21 protein-coding genes are annotated in these 22,766 nt (G+C 66.9%); 5 read left to right on the top strand and 16 right to left on the bottom strand.

Annotation, left to right across the window (positions count from 1 at the left end):
* Nucleotides 1-7: 7 nt before the first annotated feature.
* Nucleotides 8-1,432 (bottom strand): FAD-binding oxidoreductase, encoded by a 1,425-nt coding sequence (locus AC1D09_RS16835; protein WP_477662636.1) that lies wholly within the window; start codon nt 1,430-1,432, stop codon nt 8-10.
* A 145-nt stretch (nt 1,433-1,577) separates the two neighbouring features.
* A complete protein-coding gene (locus AC1D09_RS16830) occupies nt 1,578-1,979 on the bottom strand; it encodes an EF-hand domain-containing protein (protein ID WP_477662635.1) in 402 nt (133 codons plus the stop codon).
* A gap of 207 nt (nt 1,980-2,186) precedes the next feature.
* On the opposite strand from AC1D09_RS16830, the gene AC1D09_RS16825 reads away from it, so the two are divergent.
* On the top strand, nt 2,187-2,753 hold the full coding sequence (locus tag AC1D09_RS16825) for a cob(I)yrinic acid a,c-diamide adenosyltransferase (protein WP_477662634.1): 567 nt from the start codon (nt 2,187-2,189) through the stop codon (nt 2,751-2,753).
* A 101-nt stretch (nt 2,754-2,854) separates the two neighbouring features.
* On the opposite strand, the gene AC1D09_RS16820 is transcribed toward AC1D09_RS16825, so the two are convergent.
* The 4 genes from AC1D09_RS16820 to AC1D09_RS16805 form a co-directional block, all read right to left on the bottom strand.
* The gene (locus tag AC1D09_RS16820; protein WP_477662633.1) at nt 2,855-3,799 is read right to left on the bottom strand and encodes a CysB family HTH-type transcriptional regulator; all 945 of its coding nucleotides are present in this window, start codon (nt 3,797-3,799) and stop codon (nt 2,855-2,857) included.
* A gap of 122 nt (nt 3,800-3,921) precedes the next feature.
* A complete protein-coding gene (locus AC1D09_RS16815; protein ID WP_477662632.1) occupies nt 3,922-4,230 on the bottom strand; it encodes a hypothetical protein in 309 nt (102 codons plus the stop codon).
* A gap of 57 nt (nt 4,231-4,287) precedes the next feature.
* Nucleotides 4,288-5,400: an ABC transporter substrate-binding protein gene (locus AC1D09_RS16810; RefSeq protein ID WP_477662631.1), complete on the bottom strand. Its 1,113-nt coding sequence runs from the start codon at nt 5,398-5,400 to the stop codon at nt 4,288-4,290.
* 286 nt (nt 5,401-5,686) lie between these two features.
* Nucleotides 5,687-6,109 carry a hotdog fold thioesterase gene (locus AC1D09_RS16805; RefSeq protein ID WP_477662630.1) on the bottom strand — a complete coding sequence of 141 codons (423 nt, stop codon included), beginning with the start codon at nt 6,107-6,109 and terminating at the stop codon, nt 5,687-5,689.
* A 122-nt stretch (nt 6,110-6,231) separates the two neighbouring features.
* On the opposite strand from AC1D09_RS16805, the gene AC1D09_RS16800 reads away from it, so the two are divergent.
* The 3 genes from AC1D09_RS16800 to AC1D09_RS16790 all read left to right on the top strand — a co-directional run bounded on the left by AC1D09_RS16800 (nt 6,232) and on the right by AC1D09_RS16790 (nt 9,384).
* The gene (locus AC1D09_RS16800; protein WP_477662629.1) at nt 6,232-7,524 is read left to right on the top strand and encodes an AsmA family protein; all 1,293 of its coding nucleotides are present in this window, start codon (nt 6,232-6,234) and stop codon (nt 7,522-7,524) included.
* Nucleotides 7,525-7,689: 165 nt separating this feature from the next.
* A complete protein-coding gene (locus AC1D09_RS16795; RefSeq protein ID WP_477662628.1) occupies nt 7,690-8,028 on the top strand; it encodes a hypothetical protein in 339 nt (112 codons plus the stop codon).
* 204 nt (nt 8,029-8,232) lie between these two features.
* Nucleotides 8,233-9,384, top strand: a complete 1,152-nt coding sequence (locus tag AC1D09_RS16790; protein WP_477662627.1) for an ABC transporter substrate-binding protein — start codon at nt 8,233-8,235, stop codon at nt 9,382-9,384.
* 70 nt (nt 9,385-9,454) lie between these two features.
* On the opposite strand, the gene AC1D09_RS16785 is transcribed toward AC1D09_RS16790, so the two are convergent.
* The 5 genes from AC1D09_RS16785 to AC1D09_RS16765 all read right to left on the bottom strand — a co-directional run bounded on the left by AC1D09_RS16785 (nt 9,455) and on the right by AC1D09_RS16765 (nt 13,571).
* Complete coding sequence (locus AC1D09_RS16785) at nt 9,455-10,741, bottom strand: solute carrier family 23 protein (RefSeq protein WP_477662676.1); 1,287 nt, start codon at nt 10,739-10,741, stop codon at nt 9,455-9,457.
* Between the two features lie 83 nt (nt 10,742-10,824).
* Entirely contained in the window at nt 10,825-11,709 is an 885-nt protein-coding gene (locus AC1D09_RS16780; RefSeq protein ID WP_477662626.1) for an alpha/beta hydrolase, read from the bottom strand.
* Between the two features lie 232 nt (nt 11,710-11,941).
* Entirely contained in the window at nt 11,942-12,562 is a 621-nt protein-coding gene (locus tag AC1D09_RS16775; protein WP_007873699.1) for a TetR/AcrR family transcriptional regulator, read from the bottom strand.
* A 65-nt stretch (nt 12,563-12,627) separates the two neighbouring features.
* A complete protein-coding gene (locus AC1D09_RS16770) occupies nt 12,628-13,020 on the bottom strand; it encodes a RidA family protein (RefSeq protein WP_477662625.1) in 393 nt (130 codons plus the stop codon).
* Nucleotides 13,021-13,127: 107 nt separating this feature from the next.
* On the bottom strand, nt 13,128-13,571 hold the full coding sequence (locus tag AC1D09_RS16765; RefSeq protein WP_477662624.1) for a ribonuclease HI family protein: 444 nt from the start codon (nt 13,569-13,571) through the stop codon (nt 13,128-13,130).
* Nucleotides 13,572-13,674: 103 nt separating this feature from the next.
* Here AC1D09_RS16765 and AC1D09_RS16760 point away from each other — a divergent pair, with 103 nt between their 5' ends.
* Complete coding sequence (locus AC1D09_RS16760) at nt 13,675-15,678, top strand: acetoacetate--CoA ligase (protein WP_477662623.1); 2,004 nt, start codon at nt 13,675-13,677, stop codon at nt 15,676-15,678.
* A 12-nt stretch (nt 15,679-15,690) separates the two neighbouring features.
* Here AC1D09_RS16760 and AC1D09_RS16755 read toward each other — a convergent pair whose 3' ends face one another.
* The 5 genes from AC1D09_RS16755 to AC1D09_RS16735 all read right to left on the bottom strand — a co-directional run bounded on the left by AC1D09_RS16755 (nt 15,691) and on the right by AC1D09_RS16735 (nt 22,748).
* Nucleotides 15,691-16,650 carry an alpha/beta hydrolase gene (locus AC1D09_RS16755; protein WP_477662622.1) on the bottom strand — a complete coding sequence of 320 codons (960 nt, stop codon included), beginning with the start codon at nt 16,648-16,650 and terminating at the stop codon, nt 15,691-15,693.
* 109 nt (nt 16,651-16,759) lie between these two features.
* The gene (locus AC1D09_RS16750) at nt 16,760-17,872 is read right to left on the bottom strand and encodes an ABC transporter substrate-binding protein (RefSeq protein WP_477662621.1); all 1,113 of its coding nucleotides are present in this window, start codon (nt 17,870-17,872) and stop codon (nt 16,760-16,762) included.
* The gene (locus AC1D09_RS16745; RefSeq protein WP_477662620.1) at nt 17,869-20,307 is read right to left on the bottom strand and encodes an efflux RND transporter permease subunit; all 2,439 of its coding nucleotides are present in this window, start codon (nt 20,305-20,307) and stop codon (nt 17,869-17,871) included. The genes AC1D09_RS16750 and AC1D09_RS16745 overlap by 4 nt, the downstream gene beginning before the upstream one ends.
* Nucleotides 20,308-20,328: 21 nt before the next feature.
* Nucleotides 20,329-21,390: a WD40/YVTN/BNR-like repeat-containing protein gene (locus tag AC1D09_RS16740; RefSeq protein ID WP_477662619.1), complete on the bottom strand. Its 1,062-nt coding sequence runs from the start codon at nt 21,388-21,390 to the stop codon at nt 20,329-20,331.
* Nucleotides 21,390-22,748: a DUF1329 domain-containing protein gene (locus AC1D09_RS16735; protein WP_477662618.1), complete on the bottom strand. Its 1,359-nt coding sequence runs from the start codon at nt 22,746-22,748 to the stop codon at nt 21,390-21,392. Before AC1D09_RS16735 ends, AC1D09_RS16740 begins: the two co-directional genes overlap by 1 nt.
* Between the last annotated feature and the right edge of the window lie 18 nt (nt 22,749-22,766).

Below are 22,766 nucleotides of genomic sequence, written 5' to 3'. Positions count from 1 at the left end.
CGCGGCTTCAGGACAACGAAAAAATCTTGCCTGGGTTCATGATGTTTTTCGGGTCCAGCGCGCGCTTGATGGTGCGCATCATGTCGACAGCGCCGTCGCCGGTTTCGGTCACCAGGAAGTCCATCTTGTGCAGGCCCACGCCGTGCTCGCCGGTGCAAGTGCCTTCCAGCGCCAGTGCGCGTGCCACCAGCTTGTGGTTCAGCGCCTCGGCCACTTCGCGCTCCTTGGGGATGGTCGGGTCAATCAGGTAGCCGAAGTGGAAGTTGCCGTCGCCGACGTGACCGACCAGGAAATAGGGGATGCCGCTGGCGTCGACCTCGGCCACCGACTCCAGCAGGCAATCGGCCAGGCGCGAGATCGGCACGCAGGTGTCGGTCGAAATCGCGCGGCAGCCGGGCCGCGACTGGATGGCCGCGAAATAGGCGTTGTGCCGCGCCGTCCAGAGGCGCGTGCGCTCTTCCGGCGTGCTGGCCCATTCAAAGGCATTGCCGCCGTGGCCGCTGGCGAGTTCCTGCACCAGCTCGGCCTGTTCCTTCACGCTGCTGGGCGTGCCGTGGAACTCCATCAGCAGCATGGGCTCCTCGCGCAGCGTGAGCTTGGAGTGCGTGTTCACCATGCGCACCGTGTTGTGGTCTATCAGCTCCACGCGCGCGATCGGCACGCCCAGCTGTATCACTTCAATCGTGGTGCGCACGGCGGCCTCAATGCTCGGGAAGGAACACACCGCGGCCGAAATGGCCTCGGGCAGCGGGTAAAGCCTCACGGTGACTTCGGTGATCACGCCCAGCGTGCCTTCGCTGCCCACCATGAGGCGGGTCAGGTCGTAGCCGGCCGAGGATTTTTTGGCGCGCGTGCCGGTGCGTATCACGCTGCCGTCGGCGGTGACGACTTCCAGCGCCAGCACGTTCTCGCGCATGGTGCCGTAGCGCACGGCATTCGTTCCGCTGGCGCGCGTGGCGCTCATGCCGCCCAGGGTCGCGTCGGCGCCCGGGTCTATGGGGAAGAAGAGGCCGGTGCTTTTGACTTCTTCATTGAGCTGCTTGCGCGTCACGCCCGGCTGCACGGTGACGGTCAGGTCTTCGGCGTTGATGGACAAGACCTTGTTCATGCGGCTCACGTCGATGCTGATGCCGCCCTGCACGGCCAGCAAATGGCCTTCCAGCGAAGTGCCCACGCCAAAGGGGATCACGGGCACGTTGTACTGGCTCGCGAGCTTGACCGCATCGGCCACGTCCTGCGTGCTTTCGGCGAACACCACGGCCGAGGGCGGCGGCGCGGCGAAAGAGGATTCATCACGGCCGTGCTGCTCGCGCACCACCAGGGCGGTGGAGCAGCGCTCGGCAAAGCGGGCCTTGAGCGCGTCTATCAGCGCCGCCGGCGTTTCGCGCTGGTGGATTTCGGGAAGCAGGTGCTGGGGAAGGGGGGCGTTCATTGTTGTCTCCGGGTCGGTGGCACAGTTTACGACGTGTGTGCCCTTTCCGCTATTTCGCCATTTTCCGCCAGGGCGGCCCGGAGACCCGCGGGCGTGGCCGCGGGAGAGAGGCATGAAAGCGGGGCGATGGTCACCCCGCGAGGGATCAGGAGCCCGAGCCCGTGGCGGCCTTGGTGAGCTCGGCCAGCGAGATAAAGGAGTCGTGGTTGGTGTCGATCTGCTCAAAACGCTGTGCCACGGCCGGCAGGTGTTCGGCCTCCTGGCGGTCCAGTTTGCCGTCCTTGTTGGCATCGGCGCGGTTGAAGGCCGCCTCGACGTCCTTGGGCGTGGTGCGGTTTTGCGGCACGGCGCCCGGGCTGGCGGAGGGCGCCATCTGGGCAGGCGGGCTGCCGGGGCTGGCCGGCGAAGGCGGGGCGGTCTGGGCCCGCGCGGCGCCGGCGGCGCCCGCGGCCAATGCGGCCACCAGCAGCACGCTGCGCAACTCAAAGCCGGGAATAGAATGTTTTGAATGTTTTACGGGGGACGTTGCCGTCGTGTGCAGGGTCATGCGAGGAGTCTTTCAAAGAGTGAACAAGCCGCCATTGCAACCCAGCCGGCGCCTTGCGGCCAGCAGTTTTTCAGGGTGTTGCCTCACTGACATGATGTCCTAGGACGACACATTTTTTTGCCTCGCGTAACGCTTGCCGCTTGGGTCTCTTATTAGTCCCTTTGCTTCATTGACTTTTCCTCATCGCGCTCACCGCGCCTTCGCACCATGGCCAACAGACTTTCACAGATCGCAACCCGCACCGGCGACAACGGCACCACCGGCCTGGGCGACAACACGCGCGTGTCCAAGGACAGCCTGCGCGTCCATGCCATGGGCGACGTCGACGAGCTGAATTCGCACATCGGCGTGTTGCTGTGCGAAGAGCTGCCGCCCGGCGTGCGCGAGCTGCTGGTGGAGGTGCAGCACCAGCTCTTCAACCTGGGCGGCGAGCTGTCCATCCCGGGCTTTGAGCTCCTCAAGCCCGAGGCGGTGGCGCTGCTCGATGAGGCGCTGGCCGAGCACAACGCGAAGCTGCCGCGCCTGGCCGAGTTCATCCTGCCGGCCGGCTCGCGCGCCGCTGCGCTGGCCCATGTGTGCCGCACCGTGGCGCGCCGCGCCGAACGCGCCGTGGTGGCGCTGGGCGCGGCCGAGCCCTTGAAGGATGCGCCGCGCCAGTACCTCAACCGCCTGAGCGACCTGCTGTTTGTGCTGTCGCGCGTGCTCAACCGCATGAACGGCGGTGACGATGTGTACTGGAAGAGCGAGCGCATGGCGCGCGCGGCGAGCGAATAGCGCGGCTGTTGACGCCCGCGTGCCGCATCCTTGAGATGCCGCCTGTCAGGTACTGAACAGGGGAGGAGGCTTCGATGCTCAGCCCGAACAGACGAGCGGCGCTAGATGTCGTAGCTCGCGGCGCCCGGCTCGTCGCTCAAGGTTTTCTCGACCACGGCGCGCGTCAGCGTCGGCGCGAAGGACTCGATAAAGGCATAGACGTAACCGCGCAGGTAACTGCCGCGGCGCACCGCGAGTTTGGTCAGGTTGATGCCGAACAGCGCGCCCGCGTCCAACGCGCGCAGCGCAGTATCGCGCTCGGCCTCGTAGGCGATGGACGCGACGATGCCCACGCCCATGCCCAGCTCCACATAGGTCTTGATCACGTCGGCGTCCATGGCCGTCAGCACGATGTTGGGCGCCAGGCCGCGCTGCGTGAAAGCCTCGTCGATGTGCGAGCGGCCGGTGAAGCCGGTGTCGTAGGTGATCAGCGCGAAGCGCGCCAGGCTCTCCAGCGTGAGCGGGCCGTCCAGCAGCGGGTGGCCGGGCGGCACGATGACCGAATGTGTCCAGCGGTAGCAGGGCAGGGCGACAAGCTCGGGGTAGTCGTTGAGCGCCTCGGTGGCGATGCCCACGTCGACCTCGCCCGACACCAGCATGTCGGCCACCTGCTTGGGCGAGCCCTGGTGCAGGTGCAGTTTCACGTTGGGAAACTGGCTGCGGAACTCCTGCACCGCATGCGGCAGCGCGTAGCGCGCCTGGGAGTGCGTGGCGGCAATCGACAGCAGGCCGCTTTGCTGGGCCATGAATTCCTGGCCGGCTTTTTTGAGGTTGCTGCTCTCCAGCAGCAGGCGTTCGATGATGGGCAGCACATGGGTGCCCGGCTCGGTCAGCCCGGTCAGGCGCTTGCCGGCACGCACAAAGAGCTCAATGCCCAGCTCTTCCTCGAGTTCGCGGATCTGCCGGCTGACGCCCGGCTGCGAGGTGTGCAGGGCATTGGCCACATCGGTCAGGTTGAAATTGCATCGCACGGCCTCGCGCATGGAACGCAGCTGCTGGAAATTCATGGTGGCGAAGGCGCGGGGCGCGCGGTGTTGAAGAAGGGCAAACACCGGATTGTGGGCAGGCGCCCTTATTTAAGGAACTACTGATTAGTTCGTTCTAAATCACCAAAACATCCTAAGAGGCCCTAGACCCGCGTCAGCATGCGCTCCGGCAAGCAGCTGCGGAAGGCGGGCAGCAGCGCGTTGATGCGCCGCACCGCCTCTTCCTGGCAGAACTGGCGCGCGACCAGCTGGAATACTTCCCCGCGCAGCTGCCACAGCTGCTGGGCGGTGTGCGCCTCGTCGATGCGCCAGCGCATGCGTTCGCACATCGGCCCCTCGCAGCGCTGCAGCGCTTCGTGCAGCTGAACCCGCAGTTGTTCCAGGTGCTGCGGTTTGCCTGCCTCGGCGACGCTTTCGTGCAGCCAGCTGTGAAGCGACTTTTTCCAGGCCATGGCGATTCCCCTTGTGAATGGGCGTTGATGCGGCCGAGGTATCCAGAAGGCCCGCCATCAGCGCACGAAGCGGCCTTCAAGGTCCACGATGGAGAGGTCGGCGAAGTCCAGGCCCGTGTGGTCGTCGGGGCCGAAACTCACCTCCAGCCCGCCCAGGTCGTAGCGCTTCATGCCTTCCAGCGCCGCTTGCAGCGTCTCGCGCGTGGGGTTTTTGCCGGCGCGCCGCAGGCCTTCCACCAGCACCTTGGCGGCGGCATAACCTTCGAGGATGGCGGGCGAGAGCATGATTTTTTTGGCCTTGGCGAGTTCGGTGGCTTCCTGCACCATGGTGTAGGCATAAGAGCGCTCGGACGGATAGACCTGCGTGACGATGACGCCGCGCGAATATTCCCCCAGCGCCTTGACGAAGCCCTGTGATGCGTTGTTCGACAGGGTGACCACGCGCACCGACGACTTGGCGGCGCGAAAGGCCTTCACCCCCTCGGCCACGGCATTGGCCGAGCCTATCCACAGCACGGCCTGCGCATCGCTGGCCAGGATGGGCGGCACGAGCTGGCTGTAGTCGGGCTTGCTGCGGTCGGCTTTCAGCACATGCGTGGGTTTCAGCTTGGCCTGGGCAAAGCCCTTGTTGGCCCCCTCCAGGCCGTCACGGCCGAAGGAGTCGTCCGCATGGACCAGGGCGATGCGCGTGATCCCCAGCGTATTCAGGTGCTCAATGGCTTTCTGGGCCTCGCGCTGGTAGGTCGCGCGCACATTGAAGACATAGCGCTGCACCGGCTGGTGGAAGACCATCGCGCCGGTGGAGGGCCCCACCAGCGGCATGCGGCTGGCCTGCAGCACGGGCAGCACGGCTTCGGTGGGCGGTGTGCCGCGCGTGAGGAACAGGGCAACGGCGCCGCGCTCGGCCAGCTTCTGCGCGTTCTCCGCGGCGAGCTTGGGATCGAACTTGTCGTCCATGGACACCAGCTCCAGTTGCTGGCCCGCGATGCCGCCCCTGGCGTTCACCGCGTCCAGCCAGAGGCGCGCCCCGTCGGTTGTCTCCTTGACGCCCGCGGCCACGGGGCCGGTGAACCCGGCCGTCTGGCCGATCAGGATCTGCGCCTGTCCCGCCCCGCACAGGACGGCCGCCAGCAGCGCCGCCGCGCATCTTTGAAGTGTTTTCGTGTCCATTTGTTACCTTTTCGCCTTATGTCGCCGAACGATAGGGACGAATACTCATAAGATCAAATACGATAAAAACGGCTTTTCCAGACGAAAAAAATATGGTGCCAATGCTGGCGCTGGCCTGGGTGAATGCGGCTGGAAGCGGCTTGCCGCCTCAGTCTGCGTGGGTGAGCAAGCTGCCGCGAAAGCCGCAGGCGCCTGCCCCTCCGCCGGTCGTGAAGGGCTGCCATCGGCAAGCGCCGGTACGGTTGCCCGGTGCGGGCAATTCGTTGCTATTCGTAAGCCGGCCGCTTCAGCCCGGCTGCAGCATCGCCATGGTGATGCGCGAGACACAGGTCAGCTCGCCCGCGTCGTTGTGCAGGTCTATCTGCCAGACCTGGGTGCTGCGGCCTATGTGCACCGGGCGCGTGGTGCCCGTGACCCAGCCGCTGGTCGTGCCCTTGAGGTGGTTGGCATTGATGTCCAGCCCCACGGCGCGATGGCCCGCCGGCGCCGCGAAGGCCGCGCCGCAGGAGCCCAGGGTTTCGGCCAGCACCACCGACACGCCGCCGTGCAGCAGGCCATAGGGTTGCACCGTGCGGCGGTCCACCGGTACCCGCGCGCGTATGAAGTCGTCGCCGACCTCCAGGAACTCTATGCCCAGGTGCGTCACCGCGCTGTCGGCGTTGGCGGCGGTGAGCAGTGCGACGGAGATGGGTTGTTTCCAGATGCGCATGGTGATGGGGCTTTCTCGGCTATCAGGACTATAAGCTTGCGGCCTACAGCAGGTGGGCCACTTGTCGCCTCGGCAACAGCGGCGCCAAGGCCTAAGCTGGCCTGCATGAGGGACATGATTTGATGACACGCGCGAACAAGTGGCTGATGGGCCTGGGCATTACGGCCGTGCTGCTGGGTGCCGCCTGGCTTGCGCTGCTGCGCTGGCTGCCGTCCGACGAAGAGCTGGCGCGCCGCGCTTCCATCGAACTGGAGGCCCGGCTGGGCACCAAGGTGCGCGTGGGCGCGCTGCACTGGCGGCTGCTGCCTTCGCCCGCCGTGGTCATCGAAGATGTCGCGACCGAGCAAGCCCAGCCCATACTGATTAAAAAACTCACCGCCTATCCCGACGTGTTCGCGCTCGCGCAGCGCCGCGTCAAGATAGACCGGGCCGACCTGGAAGGCGCCGTGGTGCCCCAGCTCTCGCTGCACGGCCTGGGCAGCGGGCGCGAGAAGGAAGAGACGGCGGCCGAAGAGCTGCCGCTCGCGCGGTTTGTGTTTCGCGACCTGACCTGGGTTTCGCGGCGCGGCATCGCGGTGGTCTACGAGGGCGAAGTTGATTTTGATCCCGGCTGGCGCCCGCGCAAGGCCGAGCTGCGCCGGCCCGGCTTCAAGCCCGCCACCGACCTGAGCCTGGCGCGCCAGGGCCAGGAGGATCGCTGGGCCGCGCGCATCCATGTGGGCGGGGGCACGGCCAACGGCGAAGTCAGGCTGGACTTTCGTGCCAATGGCCGCATGCACCTGGAGGGCACATTGCAGCCGCAGGGCGTGGAAGTCGAGACCATGATGGCGGCGTTCAACCGCCGCTCCGTCATCGCGGGCAAGGCCTCGGGCGAGACCACGCTCTCGGCCAACGGCGACACGGTGGGCGAGCTCGCGCGCTCGCTGCACACGCGCACGCCCTTCAGCATCGGCAAGTCCACCCTGCTGCGCTTTGACCTGGACAAGGCCGTGCGCAGCGCCGGCAGGGAGCACGCCGGCCAGACGCCGCTGGACTCCATCACCGGCCAGCTCGAGACGCAGAACACACCGCAGGGCATGGTGGTCACCTATACAGATCTCAAGGCGACCTCGGGCTCGCTGAGCGCCTCGGGCCAGGCCAAGGTCGCCAACCGGCAGATCGAGGCCGAGTTCGCCGTCGACCTGGTGGACGGCATTGTCGGCGTCCCGCTCAGCGTCAGCGGCCCGCTCGACAACGTCAAATTCTCGGTGCCCAACAGCGCCATCGCGGGTGCCGTGGTCGGCACGGCCGTGCTGCCGGGCGTGGGCACGGCCATAGGCGCGCGCATAGGGGCCACGCTGGGAAAAATTTTCAGCCCCGGGCCGGCGTCGCCCGCGTCCGCGCCACCGGCCAAACCTGCCACCAAAGCCCGCTGAGAAGCCGCGGAGCGGATACCCCGCCTCGCCCAAAGCCTTTGCCAGCCCCCGCAGGCGGCAAGCGCGTAAAATCGTCCGCGAATCCCGCGCGCCGTTTGTAAGTCCTTGCTTTTGCATAGGCTCACCACCGGCAACGATCTTGCCCCTCCCACCAAGGCCCCTGACATGCCTCAGCCGCTCTCCGCCGTACCCACGCCACTGGAACGCGCGCTTGACCAGAACGAGTCCGTGAAAGACACCGTGGAACAGTCGGCCGCCGAACTGCTGGTGATCAACACGGTGCTCAAACAGGAAATCCCGCCGCATGTGCAAAGCGGCGATGTCGCCCAGGCGCTGGAAAAAACCGATGCCCTGGAAACCCGCATCCAGGAGTCCGCCGAAGACTTGGCCCAGGTCAACGAGGTGCTGGAGCAGCAAATCGACGAGCGCGCCGACCTGGAGCGCGAACTCAGGGCCACCAAGGCCGCCCTGGCCAAGGCGACAGGGCAAGCTCAGGCCAAATAAGTAAGGCGGCGGCCCACGCGGCCTGTCCCTGATCGCCCCCGTTGTTGAACGGTTTATCAGGGTTATTACCTAGAATCCATTACACTCCGGTGCTCACGCTGCCGGCCCGCGCTTTTGCGCCGGGCGGTGGCCAGTTGTTCACCCCCAAGGCCGCACGGCCTTGTTCTTCCGGCTTCACGGCCGCCCCCTTGGAGATTCTTCGCGATGTTTCGCCGCCGCTTCCTTTCGCTTGCCCCTCAAATGGCTGCCCTTGCCGCCGCCCCCGCTTTTATCCGCAATGCCTATGCCCAGGACGGCCTGACCGCCAAGGCCGTCACCATAGGCTGCACGGGTGCGACCAGCGGCCCGCTGGCCGGTGTCGGCGCAGAACTCAAACAAGGCGTGGACGCCGCCATGGGCCAGATCAACGCCAAGGGCGGCGTGAACGGCCGGGTGCTGCAGTTCCAGATGATGGACGATGCCTACGTGCCGCAGCGCAGCGCCGACAACGTCAAGAAGATGATCGGCGACGGCAGCATTTTTGCGCTGATGTCCTGCGTCGGCACGCCCAACAACACGGCCATCGTGCCGCTGATTGAAGAGTCCAACCTGCCTTACGTCGGCCCGCGTTCGGGCGCTTCCTCGCTGCGCAAGCCCGGCATGCGCAATGTGTTCCATGTTCGCGCCAGCTATACCGACGAAACCCAACGCCTGGTGCAGCGTATCGTGAGCATGGGCATCAAGGACCTGGCCGTCGTCTACCTGGACAACGACTACGGCAAGGAAGTGCTGGTCGACGTCGGCCGTGCGCTGCAGGCGCAGGGCGTCAAGGCCGCGACGCAGGTGGCGCTGGCCGTGGATGGCAAAAACCTCACCGAGGTCGTGAACCAGGTCGTCGCGGGCAAACCCGGCGCCGTGCTGCTGGGCACCGCGGGTTCGGTGTCCGTCGGCCTGATCAGCGCGCTGAAGAAGGCGTCGCCCATGCTGCCGATCGCGGGCCTGAGCGTCACGCTGTCGGGCGACGGCATCAAGGCACTGGGCGCGGCCGGTTCCGGCGTTGCGCTGACCATGGTCTTCCCCGACCCGTACCGCGCCAAGCTGCAGGTGGTGCGCGACTACCAGGCCGCCATGCGCGCCATTGGCCAGCAGGAGTTCTCGCCGGTCAGCTTTGAGAGCTACATCAATACCCTCGTCATGGCCGAGGGCCTGGAGCGCGCCGGCCGCGAGCTGACGCGCGCCAGGCTGCGCAACGCGCTGGCCGGCCTGCAGAAATTCGACCTCGGCGGTTTCAGCGTCGACTACGCCGCGCCGCCCTTCGCGGGCTCGAAGTTCGTGGAGCTCGGCGTGCTGGGCGCCGGCGGCCGCTTTATCGGTTAAACGGCCAGGCCGCAAGTTAAAAAGCCCCGGCGGGTGATGCACCCGCCGGGGCTTTTTTGTGGGGGCCGACTCAGTGTTTGCGGTTGAGCAGCGCGTACAGCAGGATGGCGCCGAAGGTGGCCGTGCCTATGCCGCCCAGCGCGAACTGGCCGAAACGCAGCGTGAAGTCGCCGGTGCCCAGCACCAGGGTGATGGCCGCGACGATCAGGTTCTTGTTGTCCGAGAAGTCGACCTTGTTGTCGACCCAGATCTTGGCGCCTGCCACGGCGATCAGGCCGAACACCACGATGCTCACGCCGCCCATCACCGGCAGCGGGATGGCCTGGATCAGCGCGCCGAACTTGGGGCTGAAGCCCAGCAGCACGGCGATCAGTGCCGCCACCACAAAGACGGCCGTCGAGTAGATCTTGGTCGCGGCCATCACGCCGATGTTCTCCGCGTAAGTCGTCACGCCCGTGCCGCCCGCGACGCCCGAGACCATGGTGGCCACGCCGTCGCCGATAAAGGCCCGGCCCATGTAGACGTCCAGGTTCTTGCCGGTCATGGCCGTCACCGCCTTGATGTGGCCCAGGTTTTCGGCCACCAGGATGATGGCCACCGGCGCGATCAGCAGCATGGCGCTGGCGTTGAACACCGGCGTGGTAAAGCCCGGCAGGCCTATCCAGGCCGCATTGGCGATGCCCGAAATGTCTATCGGCTTGCCCAGGCCCAGGCCGTTGGTGAGCACCGCATAAATCACGCTGGCCACAATCAACCCGACCAGGATCAGCAGGCGCTGCACCATGCCGCGCGTCATCACCGCCACCAGGGCCACGCTGACAAAAGTCACCAGCTGCATCCACGCGTCGAAATTGCCGGCCGCCATGTTCTTGACCGGGATGCTGGCCAGGTTCAGGCCTATCACGGCGACCACCGCGCCCGTGACCACAGGCGGCATGAAGCGCTCTATCCAGCCCGTGCCTATGGCCTGCACCACCACGCCTATCAGCGTGTAGAGCGCGCCGCAGGCGATGATGCCGCCCAGCGCCACGCCCAGGTTGGCGTTGGGCCCCTTGCCGGCATAGGCCGTGGCCGCAATCACCACGCCGATAAAGGCAAAGCTTGAGCCCAGGTAGCTGGGCACCTTGCCGCCGGTGACGAGGAAAAAAATCAGCGTGCCTATGCCGCTCATCAGGATGGCGATGTTGGGATCAAAGCCCATCAGGATGGGCGCCAGCACCGTGGCGCCGAACATCGCGATCACGTGCTGCACGCCCATGACCGCGGTCTGCGGCCAGGGCAGGCGTTCATCGGGGCCTATGACCCCGCCTTGCTGCAGTACCGCGCTGCTTTTCTCCGTCCAGTCCAGCATTCCCATCATGTCTCCTCAATATAAAAGTGAGGCAATGCTAGGGGGAATGCGCGTGCCGCACAAGGGCGGGTGCGTCGCGCAGGCGCCGCTCAGGCGAGGAAGGCGGCCACTTCGCGCAGCACTTCCTCGTCCTTGAGGATCTTGCGGTGGCCCAGGCCCTCGGTCGCCATGAGGCGAGCACCGGCAATGGCTTCGCTGTAGGCCACGCCGTCGGCGAAGCGGTTGATGCTGTCGTGGCGGTCATGCACCACCAGCGTGGGCAGGCTGATGCGCGGGCCGACCGCGGCGGGCTCGAACTGCGGCATCAGGATGCCTTCGCGTGCTTCTATGCGCCTTTGCATCGCTGCCCGCGTCGATTCGGCCAGGCCGAACACATGAGCGAACAGCCGTGTGTATTCCAGCGGCGAGGCCGGTGGCGCCAGCAGCACCAGGCGGCCGGCCGCCAGCCCGCGGCTGGCCGCGTAGGCACCGGCATTGGCGGCCAGCGAATGTGCGACCACCGCGCGCAGCGTGTGGCCTTGCTGCTGCAGCCGCGCCGCCACGTATTCGAGTACACGCGCGAATTGCGGCAGGTTGCTGACCGAGCCGCTGCTGCGGCCGTGCGCCGGCATCTCGACGATCACGGGGCGCAGGCCCTGCGCGCTGAGCCGCTCGGCCAGCGCCAGCATTTGCCCGGCATGGCCGCCCCAGCCGTGCACCAGCAGCACCACCGGGCCGTGCGGTGCGATGGGACGCGAATACAGCGTGAGGCCGGCATCCTCGAAGGGCCATTGCTCGATGTGCCAGTCGGGGCTCCAGCCACGGCGTCGGCTGACCCACTTGGGCGGCAGCGGCGTGCCAAACAGCCGGTAGGCCGCGCGCACGGCCAGCGCCGGCCACAGCTGCTGCGAAGCGCCCAGGCCCCAGCGGAAGATGCGCGTCAGCGGGCTGGCGTTGTAAAAGGCCGTGGTGGCCTGCAGGGAGGTGCGTGTCATGGCGTGGGCCTTTCGCGGTTTGTCAGTACCAGATCCAGTCTTCGTTGCTGCGCGGCAAACCACGCAGCGAAGCCAGGGCCGCCTTCACGGCGCGAACGCCGAGGAATACGCCTAAACCAATCATCAGGATCAACATGATTTCCTCATTTCTCCGCACAATCGTGCGAAATTAGAACTTACCGACACATGCGGAAATGGCGTTGCCGCCTGTTTCCGCGCTTTTTCCTGGTCTTTATTGTGGGTTGCTCGCCTCGGTCTGGTAGCTTCGCAGCAGGCGCTTCCAGGATGCCTGGGCCCGGTCGGCCGCGCGGTTGTCGCGCAGGAAACGGGCATCGTGCAACAAGCCCATGGACAGGGCGTAAATCTCGGCCACCAGCTGCTCGGGGTCGGTGTCGGCCTGCAGGTGGCCGGCTTCAACAGCCTGCAACACCGTGCGCCGCAAGGCGGCACGCCAGCGCGTGATTTCACCCAGCAGGGTGTCGCGCAGCTCGCCTTCGCGGTCGTCCAGCTCGAAGGCGCCCGCGGTGTAAATGCAGCCTGACTGGATTTCCACGTCGCGCATGCGGACTATCCAGCGCTGCACGATGGCGTCCAGGCGCGGCAGGCCCTTGGGCTGCTGCATGGCGGGCACAAACACATCGGCGATAAAGCGCCGGCCGAACTCCTCGATCACGGCTTTCTGCAAGGCCTCGCGCGAACCTATGCGCGAGAACACGCCGCTCTTGGAAATCCCGATGCGGTCGGCCACGGCCTGCAGCGTGATGGCCTCCAGGCCTTCCGCGGCGGCCAGGTCTATGCCCGCGCCAATGATGGCGGCGCGGGTCATTTCGCTTTTCTGGGTTTTGGCGTCCATGGCGCGGATATTAGCACGATTGTGCGAAAGTACAATCCCATGCCCCCAACCCGGGTTTTGGCCTTCTAGCAGGCTGCAGTGCAGTCGATCTCAATGTCAAAGTGCCCTGGCCAGGCAGGCACACAGACAAAAATCCGGGCCGGCGGGTCTTTGGGAAAGTAACGGGAATAGATGGTATTGACCGCCGCGAACTTCTCGACCGAGGTGCAATAGACATTGCATTTGAGCACTTGGTCCAGCGAGGAGGCCGCCGTTTCCAGGCACAGCTTCATCTGTTCCAGCACCAGCTCGGTCTGGCGTTCAAGAGAGGCGTGGATGACTTCGCCCGTGGCCGGGTCAAAAGGGGGCAGGCCCGATACGTAGACGGTGCCGTTATGGCGCGTGACGACCGAGGTGGGCGCCTTCCATCGTTCCAGGTAGCTGGAAAGGGGCTCGACACGAATAACTTCTTTGGCCATGGCGGTGTTCCGGTGGGTATGCAGGGATTTCTGCTGTTTTAACCGGCAACTGCGTGGCCGTGCTTCGCGCCAGGACGAAGCATGGATGCGGTGCCGCCAGGCCACCGCTATCGCCGGCGCTTGCTCGCCGGGGTCGGGCTTTTGGGCCTCAGTCCGACAGCCGCCCTGGCCAGGGCATCGGCTTCCCGGTTGCGGTGGCGCGGTATCCATACCAGCCGCGTCGATGCGAAAGACCGCAGCATGGCGCGTACCTCGTCAAACAGCGGGGCCAGTCGTAAAAAAGGTTCCACGGCGGTTCCCGCGAGTTGTTCCACGACCACGCTGTTGTCGCAGTGGATCAGCAGCGTGGTCGCCCCGCGCTGCCTGGCTTCCTGCAGCGCCGCCATCAGCGCGCGCAACTCCGCCTCGTTGTTGCAGCCCCGGTCCTCAGCCTGGGTAGACAGCGAGTGCCGCGTGCCATCAGGTGCCGTGAGCACCGCGCCCAGGCCCATGCGGCCGGGATTGGGCACGGCGCTGCCGTCGCAGTGAATCGTCCAGGCTGGGTCGGTCAATCAATACTTTCTGGCGTGGGGCGGTACATGGCCGCCAGCCAATATACGCCACGGCCCCTTCGCGGCTGGCCGCGTTCGCCCGACTTGGTTTATGGTTGCGTCCATGCTTCAAATACGCCATTACCAGAACTGGCTGCAGGCCACACGCGGCCTGTCTTTCGACAGCTATGAGGCGCTGTGGCGCTGGTCGGTGACGGACATCGACGCCTTCTGGCAAAGCATCTGGGATTACTTTGAAGTCCAGTCGCCCACCGCGCACACGGCCGTGCTGGGCCGGCGCGCCATGCCGGGCGCCGAATGGTTTCCCGGCGCGCAGGGCAATTACGCACGGCAGGTGTTCCGCCATGCGGCCGCCGCCGAGGCGGCCGGTGTGCCCGCCATCCTGAGCCATGGCGAAGCCAGCCTGGCCAGGGGCGAGCCGGCGCGCCAACTGGGCTGGGCCGAAATGCGCCGGCAGTCGGCCTCGCTGGCCTTGCACCTCAAGGCGCAGGGCGTCCAGCCCGGCGACCGTGTGGCCGCCTACCTGCCCAACACGCCCGAGACCATGATCGCTTTTCTCGCGACGGTCAGCCTGGGCGCCGTCTGGAGCGTCTGCGCGCCCGACATGGGCACGCCCGCCGTGCTGGACCGCTTTCGCCAGATAGCGCCCAAGGTGCTGATCGCCTGCAACGGCGTGCACTATGGCGGGCGCGACATGGCGCGCGGTGAGGCGGTGGCCGAACTGGCCGCGGCCCTGCCCAGCGTCACGCATGTGCTGATCCACGAGATCCTCCCGCCCTCCAGCCTGCTGCCCGGCCATGCGAGCTTCGCGCAGGCCGTCGCGCGCAACGATGCGCAAACCGCGGCTTTCGAACCGCTCTGGCTGCCCTTTGAGCATCCGCTGTGGATCGTCTATTCCAGCGGTACCACCGGCCTGCCCAAGCCCATCGTCCACGGCCACGGCGGCGTGGCGCTCGTGGGGCTGGCGCTGCTGCGTCTGCACAACGACCTGGCGCCCAGCCATGCCGAGCCGGCGAAGCCGGAACGCTTTCACTGGTACAGCTCCACGGGCTGGATCATGTGGAATGTGCAGGCCGCCAGCCTGCTCAACGGCACCACTTGCTGCATTTACGACGGCAACCCGGCCGGCACCAACAAGGACAAGCCCGACTGGACCACGCTGTGGCGTTTTGTCGCCAACACGGGCGCGACTTTTTTTGGCGCGGGCGCGGCCTTTTTTGCCAACTGCATGAAGGCGGGCATTGACATCGCGCAATGTGGGGACCTGGGCCGGCTGCGCACCTTGGGCACGACGGGCTCGCCGCTCAGCGAGGACACGCAGCGCTGGGGCACGGCGCAGTTCGCGAAGATCGGCAATCCGGACATCTGGTGGTGCAATATTTCGGGGGGCACAGACTTCGCCGGCGCATTCATAGGCGGCAACCGCGAACTGCCCGTGGTTCCCGGCGAAATGCAATGCCGCATCCTGGGCTGCGCCGTCGAGGCCTGGAACGACAAGGGCGAGTCCGTGGTCGATGAAGTCGGCGAACTGGTCTGCACCCAGCCTCTGCCCTCCATGCCGCTGTACTTCGTCGGCGACAAGGACAATCAGCGCTACCTCGCGAGCTACTTCGACACCTACCCCGGCGTCTGGCGCCACGGCGACTGGCTCAAGGTCACGCGCTCGGGTAGCTGCATCATTTACGGCCGCAGCGACGCCACCATCAACCGCCACGGCCTGCGCATGGGCACCAGCGAGCTCTACAGCGCCATCGAAGCCCTGCCCGAGGTGCTGGACTCCATGGTGGTCGACCTCGAATACCTGGGCCGCGAAAGTTATATGCCGCTATTTGTCGTCCTGCGCCCCGGGCACGAACTTGACGAGGCGATGAAGGCCAAACTCAACCAGGCCGTCAAGACCGCGCTGTCGCCGCGCTTTGTGCCCAACGAGATCCTTGCCGTGCCGGAAATTCCGCGCACCCTCTCCGGCAAAAAGCAGGAGCTGCCGATCAAGAAGCTGCTGTTGGGCCAGCCGCTGGAGAAAGTCGTGAACCGCGACGCCATGGCCAACCCCGGCTGCCTGGACTGGTATGTGGCGTTTGCGCGCCGACGTGCCGGGACTGCTTGAGCCGGCGCGCCCTCACACCCGCGCGCGCAACCACTGCGCCAGGTCCACCATGACCCGCAAGCCGACGGGCGATACCGCCGTGAAATGGATGCAGGCATGAATGGCCTCGGGGTAGTGCCGGTGTGCCACCTCCACGCCCGCAGCGGCCACGCGCTGCGCGAGGGCGTGGCCTTCGTCGCGCAACGGGTCGTGGCCCATGGTCGCCACCCAGGTGGCGGGAAGGCCGGCCAGGCCGCCTGAATCGAGCAAGGCAAAGTCAGGGTGCTTTTGCGCATCCACCTGCTCGCCCAGGTAGCTGGCCATAAACCATTGCATCACGCCCATGCTGAGGAACTTGCCTTCGTTCTCTTCGTAGGACGCACTGGGCTGGTCGGGATGCTGCGCCACCGGGTAGATCAGGCCCAGGGCGCGCACGGCCCCGGCCTTCACGCGGCGCGCCGCCACCAGTGCCAGCTGCGCACCGGCGCTGTCGCCGACCATGGCGATGCGGCTGGCATCGCCGCCCAGCGCAGCAGCGTTCGCGAGCACCCAGCGCAGGGCGGCCTCGACGTCGTCAGGCGCGGCGGGGAAGGGGTGCTCGGGCGCCAGCCGGTAGTCCACCGCCACCACCAGCATGCCGGCGTGGTAGCACAGCGTGCGGCAGACCTTGTCGTGGGTCTCCAGGTCGCCGATCACAAAACCGCCGCCATGCGCGTACAGCAGCACGGGCCAGGGGCCGGTGGTGTCGGGGCTGTACACACGCAGGCGCAGCGGGCCGCCCGGCCCGGGGATGCTGCTGTCGTTCACCTTGCCTATGGCCGGAGCCGGCAGGCCCAAGGTGTCGGCCAGTTCGCGGTACACCTGCCGCGCGATGGCGGGGGGCAGGCTTTCCAGCGGCGGGTTGCCCTGCGCAGCGGCCTGGGCCAGAAAGCCGGCCAGGCCGGGGTCCATGGGAGCCGTCTCGAGTACGGTGGGGATGGCAGGTGCGGTCATTACAGTCCTTCGCAGTTCAAAGTTGCAGTACAAGGGCCAGCGCGGAACCGGCTTTGCCGGGCCGCAGGTGGCGCCCCCTGGGGGGAGGCGCCACCGGCGCTTCGGGGGGTTATCTGAGTAGCTTGCCGTCGCGTGCCCGCATGCCGATCTCGACAAGGTCCGACGCGTGGTGCCGTTCCTTTCCAAACAGCAGCCTGACGCCGCCCAGGTCCAGCGCGCCCAGGCTCTCCATCGCCTCGCCCAGTCGCTGGCCGTCGGCGCGCGGGCCGGCACGGCGCAAGGCCTCGGTGCAGACGCGCAGGTTCAGGTAGGACTCCAGGCCCTCGAAGGTCAGCGCCTCGGGGCCTATGAAGGCGTCGGCATCGCGCTCGAGTTCGCGCACGATGGGCAGGCGGGCCACCTCGGGATTCGGCACCACGCTGGTGTAGCCCACGAGCCGGTTGCGAAACAGCCGCGTCAGCTGCGTGAGCCCCGCCGTCGACAGGGTGGCGACGGTGGACGGCGCGCTGTCGTAGGCCGAGGCCGGTAGCCGGCCCAGCGCATCGAGCACCTCGTTGCCCAGGTTCAGCACCAGGGCCTGCGGCGCGGCTTTGGCGATGTCCTGGAAGGCCTTGTCGATGGTCTCCAGGCGCGTGTCGGTCGTGATGCGTGTGAGCTGCCGGCCCTTGCCCTGCAAGGCCGCCGTCAAGGCCTCGGTGCGCGCCGGCTCGGAGTCATCGGCCAGCAGCACCACCTTTGAAACGCCAATCGATGCAAGCTGGCGCGCCAGTGCCTCGGCCTCCCTGGCATCATCCGGCCGCAGGCTGAACACATGGCGGACCTCGGGGGCGCGAAGGGCCAGCGCGCCCGACATGGGGCCGACCAGCGGCACACGCAGCTCGCGCGTGGCCTGGGTGGCCTCCAGGCAGGCCCGCTCGCCCAGGCAGTTCACGATGAGTGCCGCCTTGTGCTGGCGCACCAGGGTGCGCAGGTTGGCGGCCACACGCCGGCTGTCGCCGCCGTCGTCCAGCGTCACCAGCTCCACGGGACGCCCGAGAATGCCGCCCGACGCATTGACGCGTTCCACGTGGGCGCGGGCACCGGCCAGCACGCGGTTGGCGACCGGAAAGCCCGCACCGGTCAGCGGCAGCGATTGCCCGATGACGATGGGCTCGGGCGCGGCCCGGCTTGCCATGCAGGCGCTGAGCAGCATCGCCGCGGCCAGCAGTGTGCGCCGGCTCATGCCGGCACACCCGCGCCGGTCGGTTGGGGCCTGGCGAAGGCCGGGGCCGGCCGCAGCAGGAAGTAGGCCAGCGCCGGCAGCAGCACCAGGGCCCCCACCATGTTCCACACAAACATAAAGGCCAGCAGGATGCCCATGTCGGCCTGGAACTTGATCGGCGAAAAAGCCCAGGTGCCCACGGCCAGCGCCAGCGTGATGCCGGTGAGCAGCACCACGCGGCCGGTGAACTGCAGCGCATGGTGGTAGGCGTCGGACAGGCTGGCGCCTTCGCGCATGCGGGCCAGCGTGATGCTGAGCACATAAAGCGCGTAGTCCACGCCTATGCCCACGCCCAGCGCGATGACCGGCAAGGTGGCGACCTTGACCCCCATGCCCAGGCCTACCATCAGCGCCTCGCACAAGATCGAAGTCAGCACCAGCGGCAGCACCGCCACCACCACCGCGCGCCAGGAGCGGAAGGTGATCCAGCACAGCACCACCACGGCCGCATACACCCACAGCAGCATCTCGCGCATGGCCTTGCCCACCACGATGTTGGTGGCGGCCGCGATGCCGGCGCTGCCCGCCGCGAGCTTGAAGCTGACCTCGGGTGTGTTGTTGACGGCCGCGAAGCGTTCCACGCCGTCCACCACTTGCGCCAGCGTTTCGGCCTTGTGGTCCTTCAGGTACACATAGAGGGCCAGGAAGGAGCAGCTCTGGTTGAAGAGCTCGCGCGGCGCGCGCGTCTGCACGCCGCCCAGCGCGCCTTCGTTGGGCAGCAGCTCAAACCATTTGAAGTTGCCTTCGTTGTAGCCCACCATGGCCAGCTTGGAGAGCGCCGCCATGGAATTGGTGGATTCCACGCCGGGCAGTTGTTCAAGCCGCCAGGCCAGGGCGTCGACCTTGGCCAGGGTTTCATAGGCCGTGCATTTGTCCGCGGGTGTGGTCACCATCACCGTCAGGATGTCGGCGCTGGCCGCGTAGTGGGCGATCTGGTAGGCGTTGTCCTGGTTGTAGCGCGAGCCCGGCCGCAGTTCGGAGGCGCCCGCATCCAGGTCGCCTATCTTCAGGTGCAGGCTGGCGGCATAGCCGCCCGCGGCCATCAGGGCCGCGACTGCCACGGCCGCCGTGGCCCAGCGCTTTTGCGTGAAATGGTCGAGCAAGGCCCATAGCCACGAACGTTGCGTCCCCTGCGCAGTTTCCTGGCGCAGGCTGCGCGCCGCGGCGGCCGGCGCCACGCCCGCGTAGGACAAAAGGATGGGCAGCAGCACCAGGTTGCTGAAGATCAGCACCGCCACGCCTATGCTGGCGATCAGCGCCAGGTCCTGGATGACCTTGATCTGGATGATGACCAGCACCGCGAAGCCCACGGCATCGCAGAGCAGGGCGGTCAGGCCGGCCACGAACAGGCGCCGGAAGGTGTAGCGCGCGGCCACCACGCGGTGCGTGCCGCGGCCTATGTCCTGCATGATGCCGTTCATCTTCTGCGCGCCGTGGCTCATGCCGATGGCAAACACCAGAAAAGGCACCAGCACCGAATAGGGATCGAGTTCGTAGCCCAGCAAGGCCAGCAGGCCGAACTGCCAGACCACCGCCACCAGCGAGCAGGCCACCACCAGCGCGGTGCTGCGCTTGCAGCGGGTGTAGCCGTAAAGCACCACGGTGGTGATGGCCAGGGCCAGCAGGAAAAACAGCAGCACCTGGTGCAGGCCCTCGATCAGGTCGCCCACCACCTTGGCGAAACCGGTCACGCGGATCTGCAGCGTGTCGCTGCCGCACTTGGCGCGCAAGGCCTCGATCTGGCGCGACAGCTCGCCGTAGTCCAGCGCCTGGCCGGTCTCGGGGTTGCGGTCCAGCAGGGGCACAAACACGATGCTGGACTTGAAGTCGCCCGCCACCAGCTGGCCTATCTCGCCCGAGCGCTCGACGTTGGCGCGCAGCCCGGCCAGGCTCGCGGGCGAGCCGTCATAGGCGTCGGGGATCACCGGCCCGCCGTCCAGGCCTTCCTCGGTCACGGCCACCCAGCGCGTGTTGGAGGTCCACAGCGACTTCATGAAGGGCCGGTCCACGCCGGGCAGCAAAAAGATCTCGTCATTGACCTTTTGCAGTGCGTCCAGGTAGGCCTTGTCGAAGATGGTGCCCTGTTTGGCCTCCACCACCAGCCGCAGCGCATTGGCCTGGCCGCCCAGGTCGGCCTTGTGGGCCAGGTAGTTGACGATGTAGGGGTGGCCCGTGGGAATGGTTTTTTCAAAGCTCGCGTTGAGCCGCAGCTTGGTGGCCTGCCAGCCCAGCAGCAGGGTGAGCAGCACGCAGACGGCCATGACCCAGGGCCGGTGATTAAAAAAGACGCGCTCGAGCAGGGTGCCCGAGCGCGTGTCGAAATCCTCCAGCCGTGCAACGACGGGTTGGGTGGGCTGGAGATCAGGAGAGGAAGCGGAGGAGGAATCGGCGTGCATGACTTTGAGAGAGCTCTTTTTTCAGTTGGCAGGCAGTTGCACGCGCCGCATGCCGCGCAGGCTGGCCAGCACCAGGGCGCCATCGGCGGCCAGCGCGGCGCCGGAGACCGGCACGGCTTCGCGCGCCGGGATGCGCTTCAGGGCGGGCCCGTTCTCGGCGCCCAGCAAGGCATCACCGGCCTGGCTCAGCAGCACAAAACCGCCGTCCGGCAAAGCCAGGCCGGCGCCGACGGCCATGGGCACACCGGTGTCCAGCTTGTCCCAGTGCAGGCCTTCATCGCTGGAGCGCCAGGCCGTGCCACGCAGGCCGTAGGCCACCAGTGCGCCGCCGCGTGTCTGCAGCAGGCCGAAAAAACTGCCCTTGTAGGGCGAGGCCAGCGCGCTGAAGCTCGCGCCGGCGTCGGTGGAGCGCAGCAGCAGGCCCTGCTCGCCGGCGACCACCAGCGTGCGGCCGCGCGCGCGCACGCCGTAGAGGTGCAGGCTCTTCGGATTCGGCAGCCGCGGCCCCAGCGCCGTCCAGCTCTTGCCGCCGTCCGTGGTGGCGAACATCAGGTTGTAGGCGCCGACGGCAAAGCCGCGCTGCGCGTCGATGAATTCCAGGTCAAAAAACGGTTTGTCCGCGCCTTCTTCGACCAGGCGCTGCGCCTGCGCGATGGCGCCAGCGTCGCCCGTGCGTTGCGCGGCCTGCTTCACGAGTTCCGCCGCCTGCACGCCGTCGAGTTGTTTGTGCCAGCTGGCGCCGGCGTCGTCGCTGCGCAGGATGACGCCCAGGTGGCCGGCGGCCCAGCCGGTGCGCGCATCGGCAAAGCACACGGCCGTCAGGCTGGCCTGCACCGGCACCTGCGCCTGGCGCCAGCTCGCGCCATGGTCGTCCGACAGCAGCACCGTGCCGCGCTCGCCGACGGCCACCAGCCGGTCACCGGCCCGTGCCACGGCCAGCGTGGCCGCGCCCAGTGCCTTGGGGGTGATCAGGGCGGCTTGCGACAGCACGGCCGGCACGCTGGCCGCCCATGCGGGAAGCATCGCCGCAGCGCCGCCCAGCAGGCCCGCCAGGGCGGCCTGCCGGCGCGTGACTCCGGCCATCAGCGCGCGCCTTCGCTGGAGAGGGACTCGGCGCTGAAGAAGGAGCGCGGAATCGGCGGCTGCACCTCGTACTGCTTGGGCAACTCGTTGGAGGCCATGTTCAGGTAGTAGGCGCCGGTCTGCATGTCATAACCGCCCCACAGCACGACGTTGCTCACGGCGGGAACGTCGGGCGCCGTCAGCATCAGCGCATAGTTGGTGCGCCAGAGCTGGCCCTTGGCGTCCCAGCCGTCGAACAGCGCGATCTGCCAGGAGTCTTCGTCGATGTAGTACTTGCGCTTGGGCACCACGTGGCGCTTGCCGGCCGCCAGCGTGGCCTCGACTTCCCAGACGCGGTGCAGCTCCCAGCGCACCTGCGAGGGGTTCAGCGTGTTGGGCGTCACCAGGTCCTCAATCTTCGCGGAGGCGGCGCGGTTGTTGTTGTAGGGGATGTAGATTTCCTTCTTGCCGACCAGCTTGAGCTCGTGCTTGTCGATGGGTCCGAACAAGGTGAAGGCTTCGTCGAACAAGCCTATGCCCGAGGTCACCGAGTCGGGTGTGTCGTAAGCCACCGAAGGCGCCTTGCGCACGCGGCGCTGGCCCACCAGGTACTGCCACAGGCCGCGCGGCGCGGCTTCCGACACGCCGTCGAGCGCCAGGATGGCCTCGCCCGCCTTGGAGCCCGGCGCGTTGACCACCAGCTTGCCGTACTGGTAGTAGCCGTCGAACTTCTCGGCGCTGCCGTCCTTGTCGTAAAAGGCCTGGCGTATGGTCTGCGTGCCGCCGGAGGCCATGGTGCGCTTGCCGTCGGAGGTCACCACCCACACGCGCATGGGCATGGCGAAGTTGCCGCCGCGCCAGGCCGTGCGCTGGTTCCACATGGCTTCATAGCCGTCCTTGGGGATGGGGAAGGGCGTGCCGCCGAAAGCGCCTTCCATGCCGTAGCCGCCTTCAATCGTCTTGGCCCGGGTGGCGTTCTTGAAGGTGTTGTCGTACACCGACTGCGGCGCCGCCGCCGTGCGGTGCGTGGGATAGACGTCGATGCGGAAGTCGGGGTACTTCTTCATCAGCGCCTGCACGCCCTCGGTCAGCTTGTCGGCATGCTGCGCCATGTTCTTGGCGTTGATCGACAGGAGGGGTTTTTCGCTGGGGTAAAGGTCGGGCCGCGCGTCGCCGTTCTTGTAGCCTGGCGTGGCCTTGGTCAGGCCCCCTTCCCAGGGCGGGATGCTGCCGTCCTTGTTGCCGGCTTTTTCGGCACCCATGGGCGTCAGGGTGGATTTGAGTTTGGCGGCTTCTTCGGCGGTGACGCCGGCCTGGGCGGACATGGCGCCGGCCAGCAGGGCTGCCATGAGCAATGAGTGTTTTGCGGTCTGCATCATGATGGTTGTCTCGGTGGT

It is taken from the genome of Polaromonas sp. P1_A2 (assembly GCF_056406895.1).
The sequence above is the reverse complement of the archived record's forward strand: the minus strand, read 5'-3'. Positions and strand labels throughout refer to the sequence as shown.

Excerpts from the sequence above, each read along its gene's own strand:
- AC1D09_RS16835 (WP_477662636.1), bottom strand. The coding sequence starts at position 1,432 with ATGAACGCCCCCCTTCCCCAGCACCTGCTTCCCGAAATCCACCAGCGC.
- AC1D09_RS16830 (WP_477662635.1), bottom strand. The coding sequence starts at position 1,979 with ATGACCCTGCACACGACGGCAACGTCCCCCGTAAAACATTCAAAACAT.
- AC1D09_RS16825 (WP_477662634.1), top strand. The coding sequence starts at position 2,187 with ATGGCCAACAGACTTTCACAGATCGCAACCCGCACCGGCGACAACGGC.
- AC1D09_RS16820 (WP_477662633.1), bottom strand. The coding sequence starts at position 3,799 with ATGAATTTCCAGCAGCTGCGTTCCATGCGCGAGGCCGTGCGATGCAAT.
- AC1D09_RS16815 (WP_477662632.1), bottom strand. The coding sequence starts at position 4,230 with ATGGCCTGGAAAAAGTCGCTTCACAGCTGGCTGCACGAAAGCGTCGCC.
- AC1D09_RS16810 (WP_477662631.1), bottom strand. The coding sequence starts at position 5,400 with ATGGACACGAAAACACTTCAAAGATGCGCGGCGGCGCTGCTGGCGGCC.
- AC1D09_RS16805 (WP_477662630.1), bottom strand. The coding sequence starts at position 6,109 with ATGCGCATCTGGAAACAACCCATCTCCGTCGCACTGCTCACCGCCGCC.
- AC1D09_RS16800 (WP_477662629.1), top strand. The coding sequence starts at position 6,232 with ATGACACGCGCGAACAAGTGGCTGATGGGCCTGGGCATTACGGCCGTG.
- AC1D09_RS16795 (WP_477662628.1), top strand. The coding sequence starts at position 7,690 with ATGCCTCAGCCGCTCTCCGCCGTACCCACGCCACTGGAACGCGCGCTT.
- AC1D09_RS16790 (WP_477662627.1), top strand. The coding sequence starts at position 8,233 with ATGTTTCGCCGCCGCTTCCTTTCGCTTGCCCCTCAAATGGCTGCCCTT.
- AC1D09_RS16785 (WP_477662676.1), bottom strand. The coding sequence starts at position 10,741 with ATGGGAATGCTGGACTGGACGGAGAAAAGCAGCGCGGTACTGCAGCAA.
- AC1D09_RS16780 (WP_477662626.1), bottom strand. The coding sequence starts at position 11,709 with ATGACACGCACCTCCCTGCAGGCCACCACGGCCTTTTACAACGCCAGC.
- AC1D09_RS16775 (WP_007873699.1), bottom strand. The coding sequence starts at position 12,562 with ATGGACGCCAAAACCCAGAAAAGCGAAATGACCCGCGCCGCCATCATT.
- AC1D09_RS16770 (WP_477662625.1), bottom strand. The coding sequence starts at position 13,020 with ATGGCCAAAGAAGTTATTCGTGTCGAGCCCCTTTCCAGCTACCTGGAA.
- AC1D09_RS16760 (WP_477662623.1), top strand. The coding sequence starts at position 13,675 with ATGCTTCAAATACGCCATTACCAGAACTGGCTGCAGGCCACACGCGGC.
- AC1D09_RS16755 (WP_477662622.1), bottom strand. The coding sequence starts at position 16,650 with ATGACCGCACCTGCCATCCCCACCGTACTCGAGACGGCTCCCATGGAC.
- AC1D09_RS16750 (WP_477662621.1), bottom strand. The coding sequence starts at position 17,872 with ATGAGCCGGCGCACACTGCTGGCCGCGGCGATGCTGCTCAGCGCCTGC.
- AC1D09_RS16745 (WP_477662620.1), bottom strand. The coding sequence starts at position 20,307 with ATGCACGCCGATTCCTCCTCCGCTTCCTCTCCTGATCTCCAGCCCACC.
- AC1D09_RS16740 (WP_477662619.1), bottom strand. The coding sequence starts at position 21,390 with ATGGCCGGAGTCACGCGCCGGCAGGCCGCCCTGGCGGGCCTGCTGGGC.
- AC1D09_RS16735 (WP_477662618.1), bottom strand. The coding sequence starts at position 22,748 with ATGATGCAGACCGCAAAACACTCATTGCTCATGGCAGCCCTGCTGGCC.